At 68.7% G+C, this 21144-nt stretch carries 20 protein-coding genes; 14 read left to right on the top strand and 6 right to left on the bottom strand.

Going from position 1 to position 21144, the window contains the following annotated elements; translation table 11 throughout:
- Window positions 1-2: 2 nt before the first annotated feature.
- Window positions 3-689 (bottom strand): hypothetical protein, encoded by a 687-nt coding sequence (locus CQ047_RS07280; protein ID WP_146114280.1) that lies wholly within the window; start codon window positions 687-689, stop codon window positions 3-5.
- A 332-nt stretch (window positions 690-1021) separates the two neighbouring features.
- Here CQ047_RS07280 and CQ047_RS18830 point away from each other — a divergent pair, with 332 nt between their 5' ends.
- Window positions 1022-1159 (top strand): hypothetical protein, encoded by a 138-nt coding sequence (locus CQ047_RS18830; protein ID WP_181155861.1) that lies wholly within the window; start codon window positions 1022-1024, stop codon window positions 1157-1159.
- 187 nt (window positions 1160-1346) lie between these two features.
- Here the strand turns inward: CQ047_RS18830 and CQ047_RS07275 are convergent, their stop codons facing one another.
- Both CQ047_RS07275 and CQ047_RS19215 read right to left on the bottom strand, forming a co-directional pair.
- Window positions 1347-1781, bottom strand: a complete 435-nt coding sequence (locus tag CQ047_RS07275; RefSeq protein WP_105673740.1) for a hypothetical protein — start codon at window positions 1779-1781, stop codon at window positions 1347-1349.
- A 9-nt stretch (window positions 1782-1790) separates the two neighbouring features.
- Window positions 1791-2069, bottom strand: coding sequence for an antA/AntB antirepressor family protein (locus CQ047_RS19215; protein ID WP_146114279.1), 279 nt, complete (start codon window positions 2067-2069; stop codon window positions 1791-1793).
- Between the two features lie 108 nt (window positions 2070-2177).
- Between CQ047_RS19215 and CQ047_RS18825 the strand changes: the two genes are divergently transcribed.
- A complete protein-coding gene (locus CQ047_RS18825; protein ID WP_181155860.1) occupies window positions 2178-2339 on the top strand; it encodes a hypothetical protein in 162 nt (53 codons plus the stop codon).
- A 273-nt stretch (window positions 2340-2612) separates the two neighbouring features.
- Here the strand turns inward: CQ047_RS18825 and CQ047_RS07270 are convergent, their stop codons facing one another.
- Window positions 2613-3101, bottom strand: a complete 489-nt coding sequence (locus CQ047_RS07270; protein WP_105673738.1) for a YajQ family cyclic di-GMP-binding protein — start codon at window positions 3099-3101, stop codon at window positions 2613-2615.
- Window positions 3102-3287: 186 nt separating this feature from the next.
- Between CQ047_RS07270 and CQ047_RS07265 the strand changes: the two genes are divergently transcribed.
- From CQ047_RS07265 to CQ047_RS07255, 3 genes are all read left to right on the top strand, one after another.
- Entirely contained in the window at window positions 3288-4502 is a 1215-nt protein-coding gene (locus CQ047_RS07265) for a maltose ABC transporter substrate-binding protein (RefSeq protein WP_105673736.1), read from the top strand.
- A gap of 70 nt (window positions 4503-4572) precedes the next feature.
- Window positions 4573-6177 carry an ABC transporter permease subunit gene (locus tag CQ047_RS07260; protein ID WP_105673734.1) on the top strand — a complete coding sequence of 535 codons (1605 nt, stop codon included), beginning with the start codon at window positions 4573-4575 and terminating at the stop codon, window positions 6175-6177.
- 1 nt (window position 6178) lies between these two features.
- The gene (locus tag CQ047_RS07255) at window positions 6179-7066 is read left to right on the top strand and encodes a sugar ABC transporter permease (RefSeq protein ID WP_105673732.1); all 888 of its coding nucleotides are present in this window, start codon (window positions 6179-6181) and stop codon (window positions 7064-7066) included.
- 9 nt (window positions 7067-7075) lie between these two features.
- On the opposite strand, the gene CQ047_RS07250 is transcribed toward CQ047_RS07255, so the two are convergent.
- The gene (locus tag CQ047_RS07250) at window positions 7076-8287 is read right to left on the bottom strand and encodes an ROK family transcriptional regulator (RefSeq protein WP_105673731.1); all 1212 of its coding nucleotides are present in this window, start codon (window positions 8285-8287) and stop codon (window positions 7076-7078) included.
- Window positions 8288-8474: 187 nt separating this feature from the next.
- On the opposite strand from CQ047_RS07250, the gene CQ047_RS07245 reads away from it, so the two are divergent.
- The 9 genes from CQ047_RS07245 (at window position 8475) to CQ047_RS07210 (ending at window position 17768) form a co-directional block, all read left to right on the top strand.
- Window positions 8475-11084, top strand: a complete 2610-nt coding sequence (locus CQ047_RS07245) for a chitosanase (RefSeq protein WP_105673729.1) — start codon at window positions 8475-8477, stop codon at window positions 11082-11084.
- Between the two features lie 5 nt (window positions 11085-11089).
- The gene (locus tag CQ047_RS07240; RefSeq protein WP_105673727.1) at window positions 11090-12358 is read left to right on the top strand and encodes an MFS transporter; all 1269 of its coding nucleotides are present in this window, start codon (window positions 11090-11092) and stop codon (window positions 12356-12358) included.
- On the top strand, window positions 12355-13311 hold the full coding sequence (locus CQ047_RS07235) for a hypothetical protein (RefSeq protein ID WP_219844598.1): 957 nt from the start codon (window positions 12355-12357) through the stop codon (window positions 13309-13311). Before CQ047_RS07240 ends, CQ047_RS07235 begins: the two co-directional genes overlap by 4 nt.
- Window positions 13312-13367: 56 nt before the next feature.
- Window positions 13368-13520 carry a hypothetical protein gene (locus CQ047_RS18820; protein ID WP_181155858.1) on the top strand — a complete coding sequence of 51 codons (153 nt, stop codon included), beginning with the start codon at window positions 13368-13370 and terminating at the stop codon, window positions 13518-13520.
- Between the two features lie 115 nt (window positions 13521-13635).
- The gene (locus CQ047_RS07230) at window positions 13636-14613 is read left to right on the top strand and encodes an ABC transporter (RefSeq protein WP_105673725.1); all 978 of its coding nucleotides are present in this window, start codon (window positions 13636-13638) and stop codon (window positions 14611-14613) included.
- Between the two features lie 8 nt (window positions 14614-14621).
- On the top strand, window positions 14622-15113 hold the full coding sequence (locus CQ047_RS07225; protein WP_105673724.1) for a hypothetical protein: 492 nt from the start codon (window positions 14622-14624) through the stop codon (window positions 15111-15113).
- 54 nt (window positions 15114-15167) lie between these two features.
- Window positions 15168-15815, top strand: a complete 648-nt coding sequence (locus CQ047_RS07220; RefSeq protein ID WP_181155857.1) for a spermidine/putrescine ABC transporter substrate-binding protein — start codon at window positions 15168-15170, stop codon at window positions 15813-15815.
- Window positions 15816-15942: 127 nt separating this feature from the next.
- Window positions 15943-16938 carry an ATP-binding cassette domain-containing protein gene (locus tag CQ047_RS07215; protein ID WP_105673722.1) on the top strand — a complete coding sequence of 332 codons (996 nt, stop codon included), beginning with the start codon at window positions 15943-15945 and terminating at the stop codon, window positions 16936-16938.
- The gene (locus CQ047_RS07210) at window positions 16935-17768 is read left to right on the top strand and encodes an ABC transporter permease (protein ID WP_105673720.1); all 834 of its coding nucleotides are present in this window, start codon (window positions 16935-16937) and stop codon (window positions 17766-17768) included. Before CQ047_RS07215 ends, CQ047_RS07210 begins: the two co-directional genes overlap by 4 nt.
- A gap of 27 nt (window positions 17769-17795) precedes the next feature.
- On the opposite strand, the gene CQ047_RS07205 is transcribed toward CQ047_RS07210, so the two are convergent.
- Window positions 17796-20996, bottom strand: a complete 3201-nt coding sequence (locus CQ047_RS07205) for a BTAD domain-containing putative transcriptional regulator (protein ID WP_105673718.1) — start codon at window positions 20994-20996, stop codon at window positions 17796-17798.
- Between the last annotated feature and the right edge of the window lie 148 nt (window positions 20997-21144).

The following is a 21144-nucleotide window of genomic DNA, read 5'->3' as shown; positions in this document are numbered from 1 at the left end:
GCTTAGTTCGACCAGGCCGTGCGGTCCTTGACGAACAGGCTGAGCGTGACGCTCGTGTTGCCAGTCGCGAAGTTGTAGTTCGTCTTCAGGTTGATCTGAGCGGCGCTTTCGCCCGACTGGTACTGACGGACGAGCTCGAAGACGGGCTCAGAGCAGGTCCCCGGCCCGCATCCCCACGTCGTCTGCCCCCAGTTGTACACGCTCGCGTGCCGGTCGTTCTTGGTGTAGGAAGACCGGAACGACATCTCGACCGGGCCAAGCCAGCCGTACACCTTGCAGTTCGTTGCGTAGGTGGTGGCCACCGTCGTGCACCCGTCGACGCTGCGTGCGAGGCTGGACGAGTCAGGGGCGATCGAGCTGACCGCGACCGAGCCGTCGGAGAACCGCGACACGGTGACCTGCTTGGCGCCTTCCGAATGCTCCTCCTGCGAAACAGGAGCCAGCCCGAGCATGGAGTCCAGAGGCGTGCCCTGGTCCAGCTTGGCGAGGAGTTGATCCTGCGTTGCGGCCGGCACGTCGTACTCGGTCCAGACAGCGACCATCGCTGCCTCTGAGGTGCCGTAGGCGTCTTCGTCTGCAGCCGTGGTGTCTGCGAGTGCTGCGGAGGGCAGTGCGCTGGCGGCAACGGCTGCAAGCATGACGCTGGCGGCTGCCGCTGTGACTCGCCGCCACATTCTCTTGTTGTTCATGACGCTATCTCCGATCTGGCCCCTGTTCAGGGCCTCGCAACGAAGCTAACAATTCGACTGGACTAACTCTGTAGGATCTTCGGCCTACAGACAGATCCTGAGACGCCGCCTATACTCGCGCACACGTGGAACTCGCCGCCCGGGAGGGGCGAAGCTCGAGGCCAGGCAGGTAAGCATCGCGGTCACGCTGCGCGCCGCAGATGCCACACCTGGGCGTCCCGCAGCGCGATCATCCCGTTCACGCCCCTAGGCCTCGTGCGGCGCGGACTTCTGCTGTCCGCTGGCCGATGCTCCATGCCGGGCTCTCATCCCTGGATCGGGACATGAGAACGATGTACGACAACCTTGAGCCCGACATCGACATCGCAACAACACCCGACGATGAGCTCGGGCGCATTTGGGTCGAGCGTCACGAAGGAATGTCAGCCGAGCTGATTGAGACCGTGCTTGACGAGATCAACGGCCGATAGCCTCAGCATTTCCAACGGATGGCGAGAATCTGCGCATGAATGAAGAACGCGGCCCGACTGTCCGAGGGGACTGTCTACCGCGTTCACCACGATTTTACATCGTCCACCTGGGCGGTGGATGGACCATCCCGGCAGGGGTCAACGCGGGATCAAAGGTTCCCCGCGAAGGCTGCTCATGACGTGCGTCTTACCTTTCTGGCGCGAGGTAGACCTGCCCTTGCCGGGAGAACCTCCACGGACGGACGGTGCGCCGCGGCGCCCGCGCCACCAGTTCAAGCAAGCGCAGAAGGACGTCCTGACGTCGGTTGACTCGTCCGCTCGCCCAGAGCGCCCCCAGCAGGGCGAACACCACGACGACCCCGGCAACATGACCGATCAACGTTTCGGCTCCGAAGGAGGCGACGATAGCCCACAGAGCAGCGCCGAGGGCGGTCAAGGTCCAGAGGCCTGTCATTGTGTCTCGATCATCGGCCGCCGACAACTGCATCACGGAGATCGCGTAAGTCACGTCATCCAGACGGTACTCGTCATTCTCGTCGAGCCACCTTCGGACCTGGTCACGCCTTTGTTGCGCACGGACATTTGTGAGATCTCGCAGCTCGGCCGCCCTGGAATCGGTCACTCCCGAGCCCTACAAGCTCCGTGCCGTCGTTGGCCCTGCACTGCGGCGGCACGGTCTGACTCCTCGTACGCAGGGCGTCGAGGTAACCGATCCCGGCATGTCCAGCGTCAGAGCGTGATCGGTGGATGGTCGATCACCGGTGCTTTCCGTCAGAACTGACGAACAGTCCTGGCTGTCGACCAACCCATACTCGACCATGCGGGCGAACCACTTCGCGCACTCGGCTGCAAGCGGCCCGCGCCAGGCGCGTTTCTCGTCGAACGTTGCGCTTCGCGCTGATCCGGCCATGGTTTCACCTGGACGCGGTCGCGTGAGGCTACTGGTGCCGGTGTCGCTGGGGTCTGGGATGCTGTCGTTGTCCCGTGCGCAAGGTTCGGGCAGAGGAAGGAACAGGGTATGGCGAAGTTCATCATCAACGAAGACCACACAACGGAGCTGGAAGTCGAGGCACGGAACTACACCCTTGCAAGCGACTTCTTCTGGTTCGCTGCTGAAGACGGCGAGACCGTTCTGGCTTACTCGGCGTCGAAGGTCGTCAGTATCCGTCGCAAGGACTGAACTCGTTGAGCGAAGCCCCGGTGACCTCCATGAGGGCCGGGGCTTCGTTCTGGGCGAAGAGGTGCGCAGTCTCGGTTGCACGCGGCTAACGTACGTGCGCGTCAGCGCCTCGAACGTTCGAGCCCCCTCATCGGAATTCGCTTGCGCGCGGCCCGTGCGCGCACCATACGTGCGCGCGTCACAGGGTTCGACCGGTCGAAAGGTGTCCGCAGAGAGTGATTCTGCGGACACCTCGCGGACTGATTCAGGAAAACCCCTGTTCAGAGCACGTGCCTACCGGTAGTTGATGAACTGCAGGTCGAGGTCGAGGTCGGCGCCCTTGAGGAGCGCGATCACCGACTGGAGGTCGTCGCGGCTCTTGGACTGCACGCGCAGCTCGTCGCCCTGGATCTGGCTCTTGACGCCCTTGGGGCCCTCGTCGCGGATGATCTTGTTGATCTTCTTCGCGTTCTCCGAGGAGATGCCGTCCTTGAGGGAGGAGACGATGCGGAACTCCTTGCCGCTGGCGAAGGGCTCGCCCGACTCCAGGCTCTTCAGCGAGATGCCGCGCTTGATGAGCTTCGACTGGAACACGTCGAGCACGGCCTTGGCGCGCTCTTCGGTGTTCGCGATGATCAGCACCTGCTCGCCGCTCCACGCGATCGATGCTCCGGTGCCCTTGAAGTCGTAGCGCTGTTCGATCTCCTTGTGAGCCTGGTTGAGCGCGTTCTGCGCCTCCTGGTGATCCACTTTCGAGACGATGTCAAAGGAACTGTCAGCCATAGGGAGAAGTCTACCGACACCCTCATTTCCAGGGGAGTTGGAAGCGCTTTCATCTTGATCAGCGCGCAACGACACGGTCACAGGTTGGTATCGACGCACTTTTTCATTGCGGATCACGACGATCCCGGTGCATACTGTAAGCGCTTGCAGTACCGCAGGCCACAGCACTGAGAGAGGCTCACACCAATGAAGGTGAACAAGAGGAGCATCGCTGCCGTCGGCGCGATCGCCATCGTTTCGACCCTGACGCTCGCCGGTTGCTCGACCGGTACCAGCGGCGACTCGTCCAAGGGCGAAGAGGCCGGCAGCACCCTGACGGTGTGGGTCGACTCCGAGCGCGTCGACGCGCTGCAGGGCGCAGCCGACTCCTACGAGGAGAAGACCGGCGTCAAGGTCAAGCTCGTCGGCAAGTCCGTCGACGACATGAAGGACGACTTCATTCAGCAGGTGCCGACGGGCAAGGGCCCCGACGTCGTCATGGGCGCGCACGACTGGCTGGGCGAGCTCTCCACCAACGGCGTCATCGCCCCGCTGGAGCTCGGCGACTCGGCATCCGACTACCTGCCCGTCGCCCTCCAGGCCGCGACCTACGACGGCACCGTCTACATGCTCCCGTACGCGGTCGAGAACATCGCCGTGCTGCGCAACGCCGACCTCGTCCCCACGGCTCCGACGAGCTTCGACGACATGCTCTCCAAGGGCACGTTCGTCGTCGAGCAAGGCGCCGAGGGCAACCCGTACCACCTCTACCCGTTCCAGACGGCGTTCGGCGCCCCGGTCTTCGGCACCGACGACTCCGGCAGCTACGACCCGACCGACCTCCAGCTCGGCAGCGAGGGCGGCTTCGCCTTCGCCGACTGGCTCGCGGCCAAGGGCAAGAACGGCACCGGCACGCTGAACACCGACATCGACGGCGAGATCGCCAAGCAGCAGTTCCTCGACGGCACCGCCGCCTTCTGGCTCACCGGCCCGTGGAACGTCGGCGCGGCTGTCGACGCCGGCATCAACGTCGCGATCGACCCCGTCCCCAGCCCCACCGGTGAGACCGCGTCGCCGTTCGCCGGCGTCAAGGGCTTCTTCGTCAGCGCCGAGTCCAAGAACAAGGTCGCGGCCAACGACTTCCTCGTCAACTACCTCGGCACCAAGGACGTCCAGCTCGAGCTCTTCAAGGCCGGCAACGTGCTGCCCGCGCTCACCGCTGCGGCCGACGAGGCGGCATCCGACCCGATCATCGCCGGCTTCCAGGCCGTCGGCGCCGACGCCGTCCCGATGCCGGCCATCCCGGCCATGGGCTCGGTGTGGCAGTTCTGGGGCGTCGCCGAGGCGGCCATCATCAACGGCGCAGACCCGAAGACGACGTGGCAGAAGCTCGTCGACGACGTGACCGCGGCCATCAAGTAAGACACACCCAGCACCATCCTGCCGGGGCGGACGTCACCGTCCGCCCCGGCAGCTCCACGACGGGGACGAGATGACAGACACCGCCGAGCCCACGGCTCCTCCGACCAAGCGCCAGCGTCAGGCCGCGAAGATCGCCGAAGCGGCGTCCACGCCGATCGGCTGGATGCTGCTGAAGATCCTGCTGCTGGCCATCGTCGACGCGATCGCGCTCTACGCGGCCTACGTGCTCTTCACGCACCAGGAATGGCTGATCCTCGGCATCGTGGTCGTGGTCGCCGTCCTCGTCAACTGGATCTACTTCTCCCGCAAGCGGATCCCCGCGAAGTACCTCACGCCCGGCATCATCTTCCTGATCATCTTCCAGGTGTTCACGCTGCTCTACACCGGGTACATCGGCTTCACGAACTACGGCACCGGTCACAACGGCACCAAGGACCAGGCGATCTCCTCGCTGCTCGCCTCCGCGCAGGAGCGCGTCGAGGACTCGCCCACCTACCCCGTGACCGTCGTCGAACAGTTCGGCACCTACGGCCTCCTGGTCACCGACCCCGACTCCGGCGATGCGCTCCTCGGCACCGCCGAGCAGCCGCTGCAGGAGGTCGACGCGGAGTTCGACGGCGACAGGGCCGTCTCGGTCGACGGCTGGACCACGCTCCCTCTCGCCAAGGTCTTCACGCTCTCGAGCGTCCTGGAGAAGCTCTCGGTGCCGTTCAGCGACGACCCCAACGACGGGAGCCTCCGGGCGCCAGACGGGCAGAAGGGTTATCTGTACTTCTCGACGCTCGCGTACGACGCGGATGCCGACACCATCACCGACACCGACACGGACACGGTCTACTCCGACGTCGGCACCGGCGCGTTCACCTCCGACAGCGGCGAGGAGCTGCTCCCCGGATGGCAGACGACGGTCGGCTTCGACAACTTCGTGCGCGCCGTCGCCGACGAGTCCATCCGCGGCCCGCTGATCTCCGTCACGATCTGGACGTTCGTGTTCGCCCTCGTCTCCGTGGCGTCGACGTTCTTCCTCGGTCTTCTTCTCGCGCTCGTGTTCAACAACACCCGGATGCGGTTCCGCAACGGCTACCGGATCATCCTGATCCTCCCGTACGCGTTCCCCGCGTTCCTCTCCGCTCTTGTCTGGGCGGGCATGATGAACGAGAGCTTCGGCTTCATCAACCAGGTCATCTTCGGGGGCGCGGAGATCCCGTGGCTCACCGACCCGAACCTCGCCAAGGTGTCGGTGCTGATCGTCAACCTCTGGCTCGGCTTCCCCTACATGTTCCTCGTCTGCATGGGCGCCCTGCAGGGCATCCCCGAAGACGTGAACGAGGCGGCGGTGATGGACGGCGCGAACCCGTGGCAGGTCTTCCGGCGCATCAAGCTGCCGCTTCTGCTCGTGACGGTGGCGCCGCTGCTGATCTCGTCGTTCGCGTTCAACTTCAACAACTTCAACCTGATCTACATGCTCACCAAGGGCGGTCCCCGCTTCGACGACGTGAGCATCCCGGTCGGGCACACCGACATCCTCATCTCGATGGTCTACAAGGTGGCCTTCACCGGTCAGAACCGCGACTACGGTCTGGCCTCCGCCTTCACCATCCTCATCTTCATCGTGGTGGCGACGATCTCGATCATCAGCTTCCGCAAGACCAAGGCACTCGAGGAGCTGAACTGACATGAGCACCGACATCCTCGCTCCGCGCAAGCGCAGCCTCGGCGCGTGGTTCGCCGACACCGGATGGCGCCACGTCGTCGCCATCGTGGTGAGCGCCTTCGCCCTGTTCCCGCTGCTCTACGTGTTCTCCGCATCGCTGAACCCGAAGGGCACGCTGACCGGATCCAACCAGCTGTTCTCCGCGATCGGCATCGACAGCTACGTGCGCATCCTCAGCGATCCGCAGAACCCCTACGGCCTGTGGTTCCTGAACACCCTCGTCATCGCCGTGGTTACGGGCGCATCGACCGTGTTCATCGGCGCGCTGGCGGCATATGCCTTCTCACGCATGCGATTCGCCGGGCGCCGCATCGGCCTCGTCACGATCGTCGTGGTGCAGATGTTCCCGCAGCTGCTCGCGGTCGTCGCGATCTTCCTGCTGATGTCCACGCTGGGGGACTGGTTCCCCGCGATCGGCCTGAACACGCACACCGGCCTGATCCTCGTGTACCTCGGCGGCGCTCTCGGCGTGAACACCTACCTGATGTACGGGTTCTTCAACACGCTGCCGATGGAGCTCGACGAGGCCGCGCGCATCGACGGCGCCGGGCACGCGCGCATCTTCTTCACGATGATCCTCCCGCTGGTGGCGCCGATCCTCGCGGTGGTCGCCCTGCTGTCGTTCATCGGCACGGTGAACGAGTACGTGATCGCGAGCATCATGCTCGTCGACGTCGACAAGCAGACGCTCGTCGTCGGTCTCACGAAGCTCGTCGCGAACCCCCGCTACGCGGACTGGTCGGCCTTCTCCGCCGGCGCCGTGATGGCGGCCGTGCCGGTGATGATCCTGTTCCTGTTCCTGCAGAGGTACATCGTCGGCGGCTTGACCGCCGGAGCGACCAAGGGCTGACGCGGCGGGTCAGTCGTCGTCGCCCGCAGGCTTCGACTGGCCGCCGCTCACGGTGCTCAGCACCTCGTCCTGCACCCGCTCGAGCGCAAGGCGCAGGGCGCCGTCGAGAACCGGGTTCTCGTCCAGCGCCGAGAGCAGCACGGGCGGCCGTGCGACGACGGCGGCGTGCAGATGGTGCTGCACCAGGCTGCGCAGACGCTCCCCGCCTGCAAGGGCGAAGTCGCCGGCCAGGACGATGAGGTCGGGGTCGACGATCGCGACCACCGCAGACAAGCCGAGGGCCAGTCGGCTGGCGATCTCGTCGAGGGCCGCTGACGCCGCGTCGCCGTCTGCGGCGACGGCATCCGCCACCGCCTCCACCGGCGTGGCCGCGTCGAAGCCGTGCTCCGCGAGCACGCGGCCGAGCGCGGGTGCGCCGGCGAGAGCCTGCATGCCGCTCGCGCCGAACTCGTTGGTCAGGCTGCCGACCGGCGCCCCGGGGAGCGGCAGGTCGGAGATCTCGCCCGCGCCTCCTGTGAGGCCACGGTGCACGCGTCCGCCGAACATCAGACCCATGCCGATGCCGTCCGAGACCCAGAGCACCGCGAAGCTGTCGTTCTCCGTCGCGACGCCGTGGGCGCGCTCGGCGATCGTGACGAGGTTCACGTCGTTCTCGATGTCGACCGGGGCGCCGATGCGCTCCTGCAGGGCGGCGGTGAGACCGGCGCGCTGCCATCCAGGGAGGTGCGCCGCGAAGCGCAGGCGGTCGGAGGTCGGGTCGATCGCGCCCTGGATGCCGATGACGACGCGGCGCAGGTCGGACGGATCCACGCCGATCGGGGCGCACGCGCCGCTGAGCGCCTCGTGCACCTGCAGGGTCGGGTCGCTGACGTCGCCCTCGGGGGTCGGCAGCGCGAACTCTCCGACCTTCCTGCCGGTGAGGTCGACCACGACGGTCGCGATGCGCTCGGGCGTCACGTCGACGGCGGCGGTGTAGGCGGCCTTCTCGTTGACGCTGAAGAGCTCGGCGGCGCGTCCGATGGCGCCGTCGCGGTTGCCCTCGCTCTTGACCAGGCCGCTGTCGCGCAGCTGCATGAGCAGGTGGGATGCCGTGGGCTTCGACACGGCGAGATGGGCGGCGATCTCGGGGCGGCTCAGCGGGCCGAGATCGAGCAGGAGCCGCAGCGCCGCGCGCGCGTTGATCGCTCTGACGACGCTGGTTCCGGTCGGGGCAGTAGGCACGGAGTCCTCGATGTTTCGTGGTCGGGTACTCCGAATCGTACAGACCTTGACGACCGATGAACGCGAGAAGAAGTAATCATCCGACCATTGCGCACGGCAGGCGACTGGGGTATAACTCTTCGTAAAGAATGTTTCCTAACTTTCTGAACCGACCCCCATCGGAGGAACCATGCGTCAACGTCGACCAATGCTCGCGCTGCTGGCAGCCGCGATCGTCATACCCCTCACCGGGCTCGTGGCGACCTCGGCGCAGGCAGCGACCCCCCTCTCGCTGCGCGACCCCGTCAAGCGGGAGATCGCGCAGGAGATCATCACCTCCGCCGAGAACTCGCACCTGAACTGGTACGACTACTACGACTACATCGAGGACATCGACGACGGCCGCGGCTACACGGGCGGCATCGTGGGCTTCACCTCGGGCACGCACGACATGCTCGTGCTCGTCGAGAACTACACGAAGAAGTACCCGAACAACCCCCTCGCCAAGTACATCTCCGCTCTGCGCAACGTCGACGGCACCGAATCGCACGCCGGACTCGGCACCGCGTTCGAGACCGCCTGGAAGGCGGAGGGCAAGAAGCCCGAGTTCCAGCGGGCGCAGCGCGACGAGACCAAGGTCCAGTACTTCGACCCGTCCGTCAACCTCGCGATCTCCGACAAGCTCGGCCCGCTCGGGCAGTTCGCCTACTACGACGCGGCGGTCGTGCACGGCTTCGACGGCCTGGAGGACATCCGCACCCAGGCGAAGAAGAAGGCGACGACCCCCGCATCCGGCGGCAACGAGACCACTTACCTCAACGCCTTCCTCGACGCCCGCGTGGTCGAGATGAAGAAGGAGGCCGCGCACGAGGACGTCAGCCGCATCGAGAACGCGCAGCGTGTCTGGCTCAACGCCGGCAACCTCAACCTCAACACCCCGCTGAGCTGGTCCGTCTACGGCGACCCCTTCAGCATCCCGACCGACCCGACACCCCGCTGGCCCAACGACGACGGCACCACGCCGACGCCGACTCCGACGAGCACTCCGACGTCGACGCCGACGCAGAACCCCGGCACCGCGACGCTGATCTCGAAGAACAAGCCCGTGACGACCTCGTCGTCCGAGGGCTCGGGCTTCGAGGGTGCGAAGGCGGTCGACGGCAACGCGACGAGCCGCTGGTCGAGCGTCGAAGGCGTGGACCCGCAGTGGATCCGCATCGACCTGGGCGCAGGGTCCAAGGTCGACAAGGTCGTCCTGAAGTGGGAAGCCGCGTACGCATCCAAGTACCGCGTCGAGGTCTCCGCCGACGGCACCACCTGGACCACCCTCGCCACGGAGGCTGCGGGCAACGGCGGCACCGACGAGTTCACGAACCTCAACGGCACCGGCCGCTACCTGCGCATCTACGGCACCGCACGCGGCACCTCCTACGGGTACTCCCTGTTCGAGGTCGAGGCCTACACCCTCACCAGCGGCGGCACCCCCACGGCGACGCCCACGCCGACCCCGACGCCGACGCAGACATCCACTCCGACGCCGACCCCGACACCGACCAGCACGGCGAACCCGGCGGCCACCCTCATCTCGAAGAACAAGCCCGCGACGACCTCCTCGGTCGAGAGCGCGGAGTTCGACGGGGCGAAGGCGGTCGACGGCAACGCGACCAGCCGCTGGTCGAGCGTCGAAGGCGTGGACCCGCAGTGGATCCGCATCGATCTCGGTGACGGCGCGAAGGTCAACAAGGTCGTCCTGAAGTGGGAAGCCGCATACGCGTCCAAGTACCGCGTCGAGATCTCCGCCGACGGCACCACCTGGACCACCCTCGCCACCGAGGCCGCGGGCAACGGCGGCACCGACGAGTTCACCAACCTCAACGGCACAGGACGCTACCTGCGCATCTACGGCACCGCACGCGGAACCGCCTACGGCTACTCGCTGTTCGAGGTCGAGGCCTACGGCACCGCAGGCAGCACCCCCAACCCCGGCACGGGCTTCACCGTGGTCGCCGCCGGCGACATCGCGGGCCAGGGCTGCACGACCCGGGGCAAGAAGGTGACGGGGGAGTTCCCCTCCGACTGCAAGCACTTCGAGACGTTCGACCGTGCGCAGGCGATCAACCCGGTGTTCTACATCACCCTCGGCGACATGCAGTACGACGACGCGAAGGCGAGCGATTTCTCGACCGTCTACGCCAAGTCCTGGGGCACGGTCAAGGGCAACACCTGGCCGATCCCCGGCAACCACGAGACGTACGACGACTACGACAACCTCGACCCGAAGGCCTACCGGGACTACTTCGGCAACCGTGCGACGCCCCAGGGCAAGATGTACTACAGCTACGACTACTCGAACTGGCACTTCATCGCCCTGGACTCGAACACCTTCACCGACCAGGCGCAGCTCAACTGGCTCGCGGCCGACCTCGCGTCGAACACCAAGCAGTGCGTCGTGGCGTACATGCACCACCCGGCGTTCAGCTCGGGCGATCACGGCAACGAGCCGGCGAGCCAGCCGGTGTGGAAGATGCTCGCGAACGCGAACGTCGAACTCGTGCTCAGCGGGCACGACCACGACTACGAGCGCTTCAACGCCATGAACGCCTCTGGTGCGGCATCCTCGTCGGGCACGGTCCAGATCGTCAGCGGTCTGGGCGGTCATGAGATGCGCGACTTCGGCAACACCAAGGCGAACAGCGCCAAGCGCATCAACACGGCGTACGGGGTGTCGAAGCTCGACTTCACCGACACGTCGGTCACGCACTCGTTCGTCGACATCGGCGGCACCGTGCTCGACACCAACACGATCACCTGCCACTGACGATCATGTACCTCGCCGGCAGCAAATCGCGGCAGGACGACGGAAGCACGGCGGTCCACCCTCAGGTGGGCCGCCGTGCGGCCGGAGTCGGCAGCACCGCGATCGCACTGGGGGCGGTGAGCCTGCTCACCGACCTCTCCTCCGAGATGGTCACGGCGGTCCTTCCGCTGTACCTCGTCATCGGGCTGGGCATGACCCCGCTCGCCTTCGGCTTCCTCGACGGCCTCTACAACGGCGTCACCGCCTTCGTCCGCCTTCTCGGAGGTCACATCGCCGACCGCTGGTCGCAGCACAAGCTCGTGGCGGGCATCGGCTATGCGCTGTCCGCCATCTGCAAGCCGTTCCTGCTGCTGTCGGGGACGTCGACCGTGGCGCTGTCGGCGACGCTCGCCGTCGACCGCATCGGCAAGGGCATCCGCACGGCGCCTCGTGACGCCCTGATCTCGCTCTCGGTGGACGACGCCCATCAGGGGCGCGCGTTCGGCGTGCACAGGGCGATGGACACGGCCGGCGCACTGCTGGGCCCCCTGGCCGCCTTCGGGCTGCTGTGGATGCTGGCCGACGCCTTCGACGCCGTCTTCATCGTGAGCTTCTGCGTCGCCACGCTCGGGGTCCTCGTCCTCATCGCCTTCGTCCCTGGCCGGGGAAACGTCCCCGTCGGGGCCCCGCGCCCGACGCTGCGGGAGACGGTGAAGATCCTCGGTGATCCGGCGTTCCGTCGTCTCCTCATCGCGGCGACGATCCTCGGTCTGGCCACGATCGGCGACGGCTTCCTCTACCTGGGTCTGCAGGACCGGATGCAGTTGGATGCCGTGTTCTTCCCGCTGCTGCCGCTGGGCAGCGCGCTCGTCTATCTGACGCTCGCCGTGCCGATGGGGCGTCTCGCCGATCGGATCGGACGTCGGCTGCCGTTCCTGCTGGGAAACCTCGCCCTGCTCGGCGCCTACTCGACCCTGCTGCTCCCGATCGACGGCCCCGTGCTGCTGGTGCTCCTGCTCCTGCTCCTCGGCGTCTTCTATGCGGCGACCGACGGCGTGCTGATGGCGCTGGCCGGTCCTGGCATCCCGCGCGACCGCCGCGCCGGCGGCATGGCGCTGCTGCAGACCGGGCAGGCCACCGGTCGGCTGTTCGCCGCTGTCCTGTTCGGCGCCGCCTGGACGTTCTGGGGCGTGACGGCGGCGTTCGCCGCGGCATCCGTCGTGCTCCTGGTCGTGCTCCTCGCCGCCGCCGTGCTGATCCGCCCCGAGCGCTCCACTGCGGAGGAGGTCGCGTGACCCCGATGACGAAGCGGATCGCGCTCGTGGGGTCTGCGGCGCTGGTCCTCGCGTTCGTCGGCGTCGGCTACTCGCTGTTCGCCGTGAACCGCGACGGCGCGCCCTCGCACGCCGAGGCCGCCGTCGCTCCGGCGACCGATGCGGGGCTCTACGTGCGCGGCACCGACGGATACGTCGTGCAGCAGGACGGACAGGACAGGAGCGGCACCGGTCTGGAGTGCAGCCGGTTCTACGCGGCCGCGGACACCGCCGTGTGCGTGAGCATCGAGGGCAGCCTGAAGCCGACGACCACCGTGTCGGTGAGGGATGCCGACCTCACGGAGGAGCAGACATTCACCTACAGCGGGGTGCCCTCGCGCGCACGGGTATCGCCATCGGGGCGGATGGTCGCGTGGACGGTGTTCGTGACGGGCGACAACTACGCCGGGACGAACTTCTCCACCAGGACCGGGATGTACGACCGCGAGAAGGACTTCCTCGTCGACTCGATCGAGGGGCTCCAGCTCTTCATCGACGGGCAGCGCGTGCACCGCGTCGACGCGAACTACTGGGGAGTGACCTTCACCGACGACGACAACACCTTCTACGCCACGGTCTCGACCGGCGGCAAGACCTACCTCGTCCAGGGCGACTACGAGAAGTGGACCGCGCACACCGTGCGGGAGAACCTCGAGTGCCCCTCGCTGTCTCCCGACGGGACGCGACTGGTGTTCAAGAAGCGCGTGAACGACAGCGTCGACGACCCGTGGCGACTGTACGTCCTCGATCTGGCGACCATGGAGGAGGAGCCGCTCGCCGAGGACCGCAACGTCGACGATCAGGCCGCCTGGCTCGACGACGATACGGTCGCCTATGCGGTCGGCGACGACGTCTGGTCCGTGCCGGCCGACGGCAGCGGGAAGCCCGTGCGCATCGCCGAGAACGCGTCGTCGCCGGTGATGGTGAGCCGCTGATCGTGATGTCGGCGTTGCGCCGCTCACCGGCGCATCAGCGGTCGTAGCGTGGAGTCATGGCGAAAGTGGGGGGACGCAACCTGGCGATCAGCTGGATCGCCGGGCTCCTGTGCACCGGGGTGATCGCCGTGCTCGTGTGGTTCGCGATCCCGATCGTCCCGGCGATGGCCTCGTTCGTCGGCGACAGCCTCCGCAGCGTCCTGCCCTGAGGTCCTGTCCCGGTACCGCGGAACCCCGGGTCGGCGACACGTCGGCACGCCTCCGGCAGCGCGTGAACACGCGGAGGTACCCTCGCACTGACCACATCCTATGAGAGGCGCCCCCATGAGTGACCCCGAGGTTCCCCGGCCCGAGCAGCCGAACGACGTCGATGACGTCGTCGACAGCGCGAACGCCGGTCTCGACGCCGCCGCAGCAGCGGGTGCGGATGTCCCCGGAGCGGCGTCCGACGCCGCGGAGACGACGGATGCAGCGGCCGACGCCGCCCCCGTCGCCGACCCCGATCTCGCCGCCTTCGAAGAGGCAGAGCGCGACCACCCCGGAACGTTCTCCACTCCTGCGCTGAACGACGTCTACGCCGCCGACGCGGATGAGACCGCGGTGTACACCGCGCCCGTCGCGCACGAGGAGTCGACGATCGCCGATTCCGCCTACGCGTCTGCGGACGACACCGAGACGCGCATCGTCCCGTCCGAGCCCGTGCTCGCCGAAGCTCCGGTCGTCGCCGCCTTCGCGCAGCAGCCCATCTTCGTGCAGGCCCCGGAGCCGCCTCGTGAGCGGGGCAACCGCGGCACGGCCGGCGCGATCGGCCTGCTCGCCACCCTCGCCTTCGCGATCCTCTACCTCGGGGCCACTCTGGGGCTCGGCGCGCTCTCCGGAGACGTCACGGGGAAGAACATCGGCGAAGCCGCCCTCGCCCCGCTGACGACGTTCGGCTTCTGGATCCCCGTCGTGGTCTTCTTCCTCGGCTTCTGGCTGCTGGGAGCGATCATCAACCGCGGTCGCTGGGGTCGCTGGGTGATCTTCGGCATCATCGTCGGCGCGATCGCGTACGGCGGGCACATCCTCGGCCAGCTCGTCGAGGAGCCGTTCTGGCGCCTCACGGCCTCGGAGGGCGCGGAGTTCGTCAACGGCCAGCTCCTGACCCCGCTGGCGATCGCCGCCTTCGTGTTCGCACGCGAGCTGACCATCTGGTTCGGCGCCTGGGTCGCCCGCAGCGGCGCCCGCAAGACCGAGCTCAACGCCGAGGCGCAGCGCGAGTACGAGCGCACGCTCGAGGCGGGGCCGACGCTCTCCCGCTAGGACACGAGATGTCATCGTCAGACCCCCGCAGGCCTTCGTCTGCGGGGGTCTCGGCCGTTCTGGCCCTGGTCATGGCCGTGATCAGCTTCTTCGCGCTCGCCGTGTTCGGGCTCGGGGCGCTGAGCATCACGACGGATGCCGACATCATCTCCATCCGGGGCCTCGGTCAGGCACCCGGAGCGGTGGGGATGCTGTTCGGCGTGATCGCGTTCGCCGCGACCCTCGGCCTCGCGCTGCGGGCGCGGCATCCGTCCTTCCTCTCCGTGCCCGTGGTCGCTCTGAGCGCCGCTCTCGTCCACCTGCTCGCGGTGTGGGTCGCCGTGCTCCTCTCGACGAGCGATCTGATCGTCGCGACGGCGGTCGTCGGCGATCTGGTGCGCGGCGGCCCGAGCCTCGTGCTCCTCGCCGCCGCGGCCGTGGCCGCATGGGGTGGCATCGCCCTGCGGCGCACGAGGGCGCAGCATCCGCACTGGCCGTGGGAGGGCGACGACGCCGAGTGACGCCACGACCCGCGAATCTGGTCCGACACGCCCGGCGCGCCGTACGCTTGTGGTGTGGAGCGCTCGCTGGAGACGCAGGTCGACCAGGCCGTCGAGGCCTGGCTGCGCTGGGTGCCGCGCTGGGAGCCGGCCACCCACCGCGGACGCGTCGCGCCCTGTCGCCGGTGCCTCGGATCGCCGGTGCTCTCCGCCGCCGGGATCGCGGCGAACGCCCCGCACGGTGTGCAGCACGGCCTCTCCACCCGCATCAAGGCGATCGTCGACGCGGCGGTGGCCGAGTACACGGCACGCAACCTCCCGATGCTGCAGCGCGAGCTCGACCAGCAGTCCGCACGCAACAGGGCCCGCAGCTACCGGCCGTCGGAGGACCTCGATCCGGAGTTCGACGGACTGCCGCTCGACCCGGAGCCCGTGCCGGGTGCGCCGTTCCTGTTCACGATCGCCGGCATGGCCGATGACGCCGCCGAGGAGCTCCCTCCGCTGCCGCCGCTGAGCGACGAGGCCAAGGCCGCCCTCCGGCAGGAGGTGTCGCTGGCCGACGAGTACGCGAACATGGTCGGGCGGGAGATCTGCGGCATGCTCCTGCGCCACCGCCTGCACATCCAGGCCGCGATCTCTCAGCACGTCGAGCCGCAGATCGAGGCGATGCTCGCCGAGCTCACGCAGTCGCTGGACTCGCCCTTCGGCCCCGACACCGTCTGACCGCGGCCGGTCGGCGGAGCGCGTCGGCATCGCCGACGCCGCACCGCGACGTGCGCCGACAGTGCGCGACAGCGGACGACAGCGACGCGACAGCGCCCTGAAAGCGGGCGAGCGGATGCTGTCTCCCATGACAGAACGCAGCGCAGACTGGGCCGTCGAGGCCGATGGACTCGTGAAGGTGTTCGGGCAGAACCGCGCGGTCGACGGCGTCGACCTCCGCGTGAAGACCGGCACCGTCTACGGAGTCCTCGGCCCGAACGGCGCCGGCAAGACCACCACCATCAACATGCTCGCGACCCTGATGCGTCCGGACGGCGGATCGGGTCGGATCTTCGGCTACGACGTCGTGAGCGACCCGCAGATCGTCCGCCAGCTCATCGGCGTCACGGGGCAGTTCGCATCCGTCGACGAGACGCTCTCCGCCACCGAGAACCTCATGATCTTCGCCCGTCTGCTCGGCCTCGGCCGCAGCGAGGCGAAGACCAAGCAGGAGGAACTGCTGGAGCGCTTCGGGCTCGCGGAGGCCGCCCGTCGTCCGCTCAAGGACTTCTCCGGCGGCATGCGTCGGCGCCTCGACCTCGCGGCATCCCTCATCGCCCAGCCCCCGCTGATCTTCCTCGACGAGCCGACAACCGGCCTCGACCCCCGCACCCGCGGTCAGATGTGGGACACGATCCGCGAGCTCGTCGCGACCGGGTCGACCGTCCTGCTCACGACCCAGTACCTCGACGAGGCCGACCAGCTCGCCGACCGCATCGCCGTCATCGACCACGGCAAGGTGGTGGCCGAGGGCACCGCCGACGAGCTCAAGGCGTCCGTGGGCACGTCGAGCCTGCAACTGCGGCTCACCGACCCCGCCGACACGGCGGACGCGCTGACCGCGATCGAGAGGATCCTCGGGGTCCGCGGCACGCTGTCGCCCGAGGCTGCTCGCCTCACGGCTCCGATGGCCGATGCGAACCGCGTCGCCGACCTGCTCATCACCCTTCGCGAGAGCGGCATCGGCGTCACGGAGCTGAGCGTGCAGAAGCCGACGCTCGACGAGGTGTTCCTCACCATCACCGGTCGCCCGGCGACCGCAGACGAAGACGCAGACACGCAGAAGGAAGAGGTGCACGCATGAGCGCCACCGCCGTCGCGCCCGCCCGCATGATCGTGCCGGCATCCGAGCGCCGCCTGAAGAACCGCACGAGCCTCGGACAGACCGTGCAGAACACCCTCACGATGGCCTACCGCGGCCTCGTGAAGATCCGCCGCACGCCGGAGCAGCTCTTCGATGTGACGCTCCAGCCGATCATCTTCACGCTGATGTTCACCTACATCTTCGGCGGGGCGATCTCGGGCGACGTCGCGTCCTACCTGCCCGTGATCATCCCCGGCATCCTCGTGCAGACCGTGATCACCACATCCGTGGTGACGGGCACGCAGCTGCGCGAGGACATGGACAAGGGCGTGTTCGACCGGTTCCGGTCCCTGCCGATCGCCCGCATCGCGCCGCTGTCGGGTGCGCTGCTCGCCGACACCCTCCGCTACGCGATCGCGACGACGCTGACCTTCGCGATGGGCTACATCATGGGCCTGCGTCCGGAGGGCGGCATCGGCGCGGTGATCGTGGCCGGCCTCCTCGTGATCGGCTGCTCGTGGGCGATCAGCTGGATCTTCGCCTTCTTCGGAGTGATCGCGCGCACCGCGTCGAGCGTGCAGGGCATCTCGATGCTCGTGCTGTTCCCGCTGACGTTCCTGTCCAACGCCTTCGTCCCGGTGGACACCATGCCGGACTGGCTGCAGGGGTTCGTGAACATCAACCCCGTGTCGCACCTGGTGACCGCGGTGCGGGAGATCATCAACAACGGCGTCTTCGGCGCTGACGCCTGGATCTCGATCCTCGGCGCCGCGGTGATCGTCGCGATCTTCGCTCCGCTCACGGTGCGCGCGTACATGCGCAAGGCCTGACCCGGATCCGGACGGCCCCGTGCGGACTCAGTCCGTGCGGGGCTTCTCCAGCATCCGCAGGGCGCGCTCGGCGAGCTCGTCCGATGCGAGGACGGATGCCTCGGCGCGTGCCGCCGCGACCGCCTCCGCGCCCGTGACCTCCGCGGCGCGGGCGAACAGGGTCGCGAGGCTCAGGCTCGGCAGGTCCTGTCGGGCGCCGAGCCTCTCGGCCAGGGCCAGCGCGGCCAGCCCTCGATCCCGCTCCGGTGCGCTCGTGAGCGCCCAGGCCGCCCACCCCGCGAGCACGGTGCCCAGCACGGGGCGGTCGACGTAGACGGGGTTCATGCGGTGCAGCGCCCGCATCCGCGTGCGAAGCCGGGCCGCCCAGCGCGCGACGTCGGCGGGCGGCAGCAGCCCGTCGGAGGCGGATGCCGCGATCAGGCTCGCGACGAGCAGCAGGTACCAGGGGTTCGCGCGCTGGGAGCCGTGGGCGAAGGCGTCGAGGGAGCGCTGGTAGTCGGCGACGGCGCGGTCGCGCTCACCGCGGGCGCGTGCCACCTCCGCGAGCCCGAACCAGCCGAGCGCGGCGTACTCGAGGCCCTGCTGCGTGAGCTCGCCGGTGCGCGAGAGGTCGTCGAAGTAGCCTTCGGCCTCGTCGATGCGCCCGAGGCCGAGCAGCGCGATGCCGCGAGTCCAGTCCTGCTGGACCCGCTCCTCGGCCGCGTCGAAGTCCTCCGCGGCGCGCTTCGCCCTGTCGAGCCAGACGAGCGCGTCGGCGGGTCGGCCAGACTGCCCGGCGATCTGGGCGGACGAGCTCGCGGAGAGCGTGGCGATCCAGCGATCACCGGTCTGCTCGGCCAGCTCCCATGCGCGCTGCGCCGAGCGGGCGGCGCCCTCGGCGTCGCCCATGTTCTCGGCCGTCTGCGACGTCATGAACTCGCCGATGAGTCGTGCGGAGGGCTCGCTCGACCGGCGCAGCTCCTCCAGCGCCTGCATCATCCTCTCCGGCCGGGCGATCTGCACGGCCACCGAGGTGAGCGCGGCCCACCCTGGGCTCAGGACGACGGCGGGGGAGCGGTGCAGTCGGCGCAGCCTGCTGAACGCGCGCAGGCCGCGGGGGTCCTCGCCGAGCAGCGACATCAGCGCGCAGGGCAGGAGCACGCTGACGAGCACGTCGTGCGGCACCGCATGGTCGTCGAGGCGGTCGATCGCCGCGATCATCGCCGCCGCGAATCCGATGAACTCGGTGAAGGAGCCGCGCACGACCCACGACGTCGCGAGCGTCGCGAAGATCCGCACGGCCTCGGCGGAGCGGTTCCCGTCGAGTGCGTGACGCAGCGCGGCGACGAGGTTGTCGTTCTCCGCGCTCAGCTCGCGCAGCGCCTCGGCCGTCGCGGGGGAGTAGGCGCCCAGCAGGCTGGCGCCCGGCATCCGCGAGTAGGCGCTCGCCCAGGAGAGCACGGCATCCCAGGCGGCGTCCTCCGCACCGGAGGAGGCGAGCCTGGCGAGCCCGAACTCGCGCACGGTCTCCAGCATCCGGAACCGCAGGTCCGCGCCGTTGCCCGCCTCCGCGACGACGAGCAGCGACTGGGCGACCAGACGGTCGAGGAGGTCGTCGACGACGGGCTCGTCGAGCACGGCGGATGCCGTCGCCGCGGAGAACCCCGCAGGGAGGAGGGACAGCCTCGTCAGCGCGGTGCGCGAGTCGTCGTCGAGCAGATCCCAGCTCCACTCGATGACCGCCTGCAGCGTGCGGTGGCGCTCGGGGGCCGCGCGATCGCCGCCGGTGAGCAGGGCGAAGCGGTTCTCCAGCCTGGCTTCGATCTGCTCGGCGGTCATGGTGCGCACACGGGCGGCCGCCAGCTCGATCGCCAGGGGGAGGCCGTCGAGGCGCACGCACAGTCGCGCGACGGCATCCGTGTTCAGCCGGGCGTCGGGCCGCACGGCGCGCGCCCGCTGCAGGAAGAGCCGCACCGCCGGTCCCTCACCGTCGTCGGCGCTGAGGGAGGTCAGCGGGTAGACCGCCTCTGCCGCGATCGCCACGGGAGTGCGGCTGGTCGTGAGGATGCGCAGGGTCGGCGCGGACGCGAGCAGCTCCGTCGCCCAGCGCGCCGTCGCGTCGATGATCTGCTCGCAGTTGTCGAGCACCAGCAGCGTCGGGCGCTCGGTGAGCAGCGCGACGATGCGGGTCCGCAGATCGGGCTGGGCGCGCGCTTCGGAGAGACGGCCGCCGGTCGACGCCTCGCTGATGCCGAGGGCCGCGCCGATCGCCGGTTCGAGGTCGGCATCGGCGCGGATGCTGGCGAGGGCGATCACCGCGACGACCGGGGCGTCGGAGGCCGCCGCGACCGCCTGGGCGAGCCGGGTCTTGCCCAGGCCTCCCGCCCCGAGGATCGTCACGAGGCGCGAGCGCACCAGCAGGTCGCCGATCCCCGCCACGTCTCCTTCGCGGCCGATGAGCTCGTTGGGCGCAGCCCGCAGACCGATGCGGATCGGCGCGGGGGAGCCACCGGTCTCGCCACGGAGGATCCGCGCGTTGAGGGCGGTCGTGGTCTCACCGGGAGAGGCGCCGAGGTCGTCGCGCAGGCGCGTGCGCATCGCGGCGAACACCGCGAGCGCCTCCTGTGGTCGACCGGAGTCGGCGAGGGCCGTCATCAGCTGCGCGTGCACGTCCTCGTCGTAGGGCTGCGCGGTCGCGATCTCGGTGAGCTGCGGAACGGCCTCCGCGGCGCGGCCGAGGGCTATGAGCGAGCGCGAGCGCGCGGACCGCAGTCGCCGGTGCAGCGCATCGGACGCCTCGGCGAGGTCGGCGGCCACGGGGGAGAGCCCGAGGTCGGCGCCGGCGTCTCCCCGCCACAGGGCGAGGGCGTCGTCGAGCAGGGCGAGGCGAGCGGGATCGCCGTCGGGCAGGCGGAGCGCCTCGGCATCCGCCGACCGCGCGATCGTGAGGTCGCAGGAGCCCTGATCGCCGAGCGCATAGCCGATCGCGTCGCTGCGGATCACGTCGGCTCCGCCCGATGCGCGCAGGCGGGAGACGAGCGTCTGCAGCGCGCCGCGCGGATTCGCCGGCTGCTCGTCGCCCCAGACGTCGGCGGAGAGCGCCTCGATGCTGCGGGAGGCCCCGGCGCTCAGCGCCAGGGACGCGAGGAGGGCGCGGGAGGTCGCGCCGGGGATCTCGACCGGGGATCCGTCCGCTGCCGCGACCGTCACGGGGCCGAGCACGGCGACCCGGGGAGCGTGCTGCGTCACCTCGCCAGCATAGGCCGCGCGCGCCGCTCCGCGCGGTCCGTCGACAGGGAGGCGCGCCCTGGGTGCGCTCGCCGGTCCCGGAAGCGACGCCGCCCCGCATCGCGGAGGGGATGCCGGAGCCGGATCCTGCGCATCCCCTGGGAGAAGC

It is taken from the genome of Microbacterium sp. MYb72 (assembly GCF_002979415.1).
GTDB lineage: Bacteria > Actinomycetota > Actinomycetes > Actinomycetales > Microbacteriaceae > Microbacterium > Microbacterium natoriense.
Note: the sequence above shows the minus strand (reverse complement) of the source record. Positions and strands in the feature narration are given on the sequence as shown.